General features: G+C 70.8%; 6 protein-coding genes and 1 pseudogene. 4 read left to right on the top strand and 3 right to left on the bottom strand.

What is annotated here, in order from left to right; genetic code table 11:
• The 3 genes and pseudogenes from AOZ49_RS32515 to AOZ49_RS14000 all read right to left on the bottom strand — a co-directional run.
• A pseudogene (locus tag AOZ49_RS32515) lies at positions 1–833 on the bottom strand (ATP-binding protein); the annotation flags it as partial.
• Complete coding sequence (locus tag AOZ49_RS14005) at positions 830–1,492, bottom strand: response regulator transcription factor (protein WP_054428596.1); 663 nt, start codon at positions 1,490–1,492, stop codon at positions 830–832. The gene AOZ49_RS14005 and the pseudogene AOZ49_RS32515, both read right to left, overlap by 4 nt.
• Positions 1,492–1,839 (bottom strand): PepSY domain-containing protein, encoded by a 348-nt coding sequence (locus tag AOZ49_RS14000; RefSeq protein ID WP_054428597.1) that lies wholly within the window; start codon positions 1,837–1,839, stop codon positions 1,492–1,494. The genes AOZ49_RS14005 and AOZ49_RS14000 overlap by 1 nt, the downstream gene beginning before the upstream one ends.
• A gap of 197 nt (positions 1,840–2,036) precedes the next feature.
• Between AOZ49_RS14000 and AOZ49_RS13995 the strand changes: the two genes are divergently transcribed.
• From AOZ49_RS13995 to AOZ49_RS13980, 4 genes are all read left to right on the top strand, one after another.
• Entirely contained in the window at positions 2,037–2,363 is a 327-nt protein-coding gene (locus AOZ49_RS13995) for a PepSY domain-containing protein (protein WP_054428598.1), read from the top strand.
• A gap of 10 nt (positions 2,364–2,373) precedes the next feature.
• Positions 2,374–3,708, top strand: a complete 1,335-nt coding sequence (locus tag AOZ49_RS13990; RefSeq protein ID WP_054475970.1) for a ferredoxin reductase family protein — start codon at positions 2,374–2,376, stop codon at positions 3,706–3,708.
• Between the two features lie 165 nt (positions 3,709–3,873).
• On the top strand, positions 3,874–4,326 hold the full coding sequence (gene azu / locus AOZ49_RS13985) for an azurin (RefSeq protein WP_054475969.1): 453 nt from the start codon (positions 3,874–3,876) through the stop codon (positions 4,324–4,326).
• Positions 4,327–4,413: 87 nt separating this feature from the next.
• On the top strand, positions 4,414–4,993 hold a 580-nt coding region (locus tag AOZ49_RS13980), incomplete at its 3' end, for an SDR family NAD(P)-dependent oxidoreductase (RefSeq protein WP_054475967.1).

The following is a 4,993-nucleotide window of genomic DNA, read 5'->3' as shown; positions in this document are numbered from 1 at the left end:
AACGCGCCATCCTCGCGCGCGGCCGCGTTGCCCAGGATGGTGAGCGGGGTCTTGACCGCGTGCGCCAGGTTGCCGGCCTGCGTGCGGGCGCGCTGCACGATGTCCGCGTTCACCGCCAGCACGCGGTTGAAGTCGTCCACCAGCGGCTGGATCTCGCTGGGAAAGCGGCCGTCGATGTGCAGGCTGTTGCCGCCCTGCTGCGCCGCCAGCTGGCGCCGCAGCCGTCCCAGCGGCCGCAGTCCGACCGCCACCTGCACCACCGCCGCCGCCACCAGGCCGGCGGCCAGCGCCCCCAGCGACAGCAGCAGCATGTGGTTGAAGCGCTCGATCGGCTCGGCCAGCACCGCGCGGTCGGCCGCCACGATCAGGCGCAGCGTGACGGCGTCGGCGTCCTCGGGCTTGAGCAGGCGCGTCAACGCGCTCAGGCGATGGTCCTGCGGGCCGGCGATGTCGTAGACGCCGTCGGCGCTGTCGGCCGCGGGCAAGGCCAGCACCTGGTCCCACAGCGAGCGCGAGCGCGCCACGCCGGTGGCCGCCACGCGGCCGTTGTCGTCGAGGCGGTCGATCTGCCAGTACAGGCCCGACAGCGGCAGCTCCAGGCGCGGGTCGCTCAGGGGCGAAGCCATCGTCGGCCGCCCGTCCGGCGCCACGCTGACCGCCGCCGTCAGCTGGTTCATGTGCAGCGCCAGTTCGGCCCGCAGCTGTTCGGTGATGTGCTGGCGGAACAGGCTGGCCAGGCCCCAGCCGGCCAGCACGACGGTGACCGCGATCCAGGCCAGCGTGCCCGCCAGCAGGCGCCAGCGCAGCGAGCCGGGCGCGCGCGCCGCCGTCATGCGGGACAGGCCAGCCGGTAGCCCAGCCCGCGCACCGTTTCGATGGTGTCGGCCGGCAGCTTCTTGCGCAGGCGGCCGATGAAGACGTCGATGGTGTTGGAATCGCGGTCGTGGTCCTGCGCGTAGATGTGCTCGATCAGTTCGCCGCGCGAGACGACTTCGCCGGCGCGCTGCATCAGCACCGCCAGCACCTTGAATTCGTGGCTGGTCAGGTTCAGCGGCAAGCCGTCGACGGTGGCCTTGGCCAGCCGCGTGTCGAGCATCAGCGGGCCGCAGCGCCATTGCGCGCTGGCGTGATTGCTGTGGCGGCGCAGCAGCGCGCGCACGCGCGCCAGCAATTCTTCCATGTGGAACGGCTTGGTGAGATAGTCGTCGGCGCCGGCGTCGATGCCGGCGACCTTCTCGTGCCAGTTGGCGCGCGCGGTCAGGATCAGCACCGGCATGCCGCGCCCGGCGGCGCGCCACTGCTTGAGCACGGTCAGGCCGTCCATCACCGGCAGGCCCAGGTCCAGCACCACCACGTCGTAGGTCTCGACCTCGCCCATGTAGTGGGCGGTGGCGCCGTCGGCCGCGGTGTCGACGGTGTAGCCCGCGTGGCGCAGGGCGTCGGCCAGTTGCGCGGCCAGGGTCGGTTCGTCCTCGACGACAAGCATGCGCATCAGTGTCGGTTCCTGAATTGGATGTCGCGCCCCTTCATGCCCAGCACGGTGCCGTCGCGCGCGTCGATCTTCAGCTTCACCAGGCTGCCGCCGGGCTGCAGCAGGCGGATCTCGTACAGGAACACGCCGTCGTCTTCCTCGAACTCGACCTTCACCACCTGGCCGGGAAAATCGCGCTCGACGATGTCCAGCACCGAGCGCAGAGGCAGCACCTTGCCGGCCTGCAGCGCCTGCCGCGCCTGCTCGTGGTCGCTCTCGTCGGCCACGCCCGCGCCCGGGCCGGCGGCCAGCGCCAGGACCAGCGCGCAGCCGGTCAGCCAGAGTGCGATGCGCGAACGTGCGGTCATGGGGTTTCCGTGAGGGGAACGCGTCCAGGGTAACCCGGCGCGCGGGGGAAAAACAGGGGAAGACAAGCGTCTCATTTATAGCGGATCAAACATGAACGGCGGGTGAACGGCGGCTTCAGAACGGGTTCATGCGCCCGCCCGAATAATGACGTCATGGCCGATCCACGGCCCGACTTCGACCTTCAGGAGAGAACCGCATGAACCCGATCCGCAAGACCCTGTCCGCCCTGGCCATCGGCGCCGCCGCCCTCGCCGGCACCGCCGCGCTGGCGCAGACCGCGCCCCAGCCCGCCGCAGCACCGGCCGCCGCAGCTCCCGCCCAGGCCGCGCCCGCCGCGCAGATCCTGACCGTGCGCCAGATCTACGACACGCTGACCGCTGCGGGCTACCGCAACATCACCGAGATCGAGCTGGAGCATCAGCGCGGCTACGACGTCAAGGCCGACAACCCGCAGGGCCAGCGCGTGAAGCTGCGCGTGGACGCGCAGACCGGCGCGGTGTTGCGCAGCCGTATCAAGGACTGAGGCAAGCGCCATGAAAACCCGTTCCGCCCTGGGCCTCTTCCTGCTCGCGCTGACCGGCGCCTGGGCGGTCGACGCCCTCCTGCTGCAACCGGCATCCGGGGCCGCCTGGCCCTGGGCGCTGCGGCAGCAGGCCCTGTATCTGACGGGCGTCTGGTCGATCGGACTGATGTCGCTGATCATGCTGCTGGCGCTGCGTCCGGCCTGGCTGGAAGGCCCGCTGGGCGGTATGGACAAGGTCTACCGGTTGCACAAATGGGCCGGCATCCTGGCCATCGGCGCGGGCGCGGCGCATTGGCTGATCAAGCTGGCCAGCACGCCGCTGAAGGCGCTGGTCGGCATCGAAGGACGGCCGGCGCGCGACGCCGTGCTGGCCATGCTGACCGATTCGCGCGGCCTGGCCAAGGACCTGGGCGAATGGACGATCTACGCGCTGCTGGCCATGCTGGTCATCACGCTGTGGCGTCGCTTTCCCTACCACGCCTGGCGCATCGTCCACCGCGCCATGCCGCTGGCCTATCTGATACTGGCGTTCCACACCCTGGCGCTGGCGCCGGCCTATTACTGGACCGGGCCGACCGGCGTGCTGCTGCTGCCGCTGATGGCGGGCGGAGCCTGGGCCGCGTTGCTGTCGCTGGCCGGCCGCGTCGGCCAGGGCCGGCGCGTGGCGGGCCGGGTGACGGCGCTGGCGCAGCGCCCCGGTGACATCCTCGAAGTCACCTGTGAACTCGATGCGCGCTGGCCCGGCCACGCCGCCGGCCAGTTCGCCTTCGTCACCTTCGAGCGCGGCGAGGGCGCGCACCCGTTCACCATCGCCAGCGCGCCGCATCCCGGACGCCGCGACGTGACGTTCCAGATCAAGGCGCTGGGCGACTACACCCGGCGCCTGGCGGCCACGCTGCGCGAGGGCGCGCCCGTCACGGTCGAGGGACCCTATGGCCGCTTCGAACGCCCCGCCGATCCCGCCGCCGGCCCGCAGGTGTGGATCGCGGGCGGCATCGGCGTCACGCCGTTCCTGGCCTGGCTGGAAGCGGCGCGCGACGCGCCCCGCGCTCCGTCGCCCGTGTGGCTGCATTATTGCGTGCGCGACGCCGGCGCCGACCCGTTCGTGGAGGTGCTGCGGCAACGCTGCGAACGGCTCGACAACGTCACCTTGCAGGTGCATAGCGCGGCCGATGGCCAGCGGCTGGACGCCGCCGCCCTGGCGCAGGGCGAAGTGGCCGCCGGTCGGGTCGCCGATGTCTGGTACTGCGGCCCCGCCGGGCTGGCGACCGCGCTGCGCAAGGGACTGCGGCGCCTGGGACGCGGCCGCATCCACTGGCACCAGGAAGCCTTCGACATGCGCTAGCCGGGTCCAGGCCAAGTCACTGGCGCGGGTTTGCGCTGCGTCAAACCCGCTGCCGGCTGCCCGGCCTCGAAGGGCGTAGACTGGGGCGAGAATACGGAAACCACCGCGATACCGCGCCTGCGGGCGCCGCGGCCCCTCTCCCCCGTCCCCCCTGGAGGCACGAACATGCTGTTGAAGAATCTCTGCGCCGCGACCGTCCTGGCCCTGGCCTCGGCCCCGGTGCTGGCCGCCGAATGCTCGATCGATATCGCCGGCAACGACCAGATGCAGTTCGACAAGAAGGAAATCACGGTCAGCAAGAGCTGCAAGCAGTTCACCGTGAACCTCAAGCACCCCGGCACGCTGGCCAAGAACGTCATGGGCCACAACTGGGTGCTGACCAAGCAGGCCGACATGCAGGGCGCCGTCAACGACGGCATGGCCGCCGGCCTGGACAACAACTACGTCAAGAAGGACGACGCCCGCGTCATCGCCCACACCAAGGTGATCGGCGGCGGCGAGACCGATTCGGTCACCTTCGACGTCAGCAAGCTGGCCGCCGGCCAGGACTACGCCTACTTCTGCTCGTTCCCCGGCCATTTCGCGCTGATGAAGGGCGTGCTCAAGCTGGTCGACTGATCGCCCCTGCCGGCCTCGCGGGATCTGCGCGGGGCCGCCGCGCCCGCCCCTACAATGGCCGTTTTCCGACACCCTGGGGAACGACGCATGAGCACGGATAAAGTGGCAATCATCACCGCCGGCGGCAGCGGCATGGGCGCGGCGGCGGCGCGCAAACTGGCGGCCGATGGCTACCGCGTGGCGATCCTGTCCTCGTCCGGCAAGGGCGAGGCGCTGGCCGCCGAGCTGGGCGGCCTGGGCGTGACCGGCTCGAACCGCTCGCCCGAGGACCTGGCCCGGCTGGTGGACGCGACCCTGCAGCAGTGGGGCCGCATCGACGCCGTGGTCAACAGCGCCGGCCACGGCCCCAAGGGCCCGCTGCTGGAAATCAGCGACGACGACTGGCACCTGGGCGTGGAGTTCTACCTGCTCAACGTGGTGCGCATCGCGCGCCTGGTGGCGCCGGTCATGAAGCGCCAGCAATCCGGCGCCATCGTCAACATCTCGACCTACGCCACCTTCGAACCGGAAGCGCTGTTCCCCACGTCCGGCGTGTTCCGCGCCGGCCTGGCCGCGTTCACCAAGGTGTTCGCGGACGAATACGCCGAGCACAACGTGCGCATGAACAACGTGCTGCCCGGCTTCATCGACAGCCTGCCGGAAAAGGAAGACCGGCGCGTGCGCATCC

The organism is Achromobacter sp. 2789STDY5608615, assembly GCF_001298995.1.
Taxonomy (GTDB): domain Bacteria; phylum Pseudomonadota; class Gammaproteobacteria; order Burkholderiales; family Burkholderiaceae_B; genus Achromobacter; species Achromobacter insuavis.
This window is presented reverse-complemented; position numbering and strand designations above follow the sequence as displayed.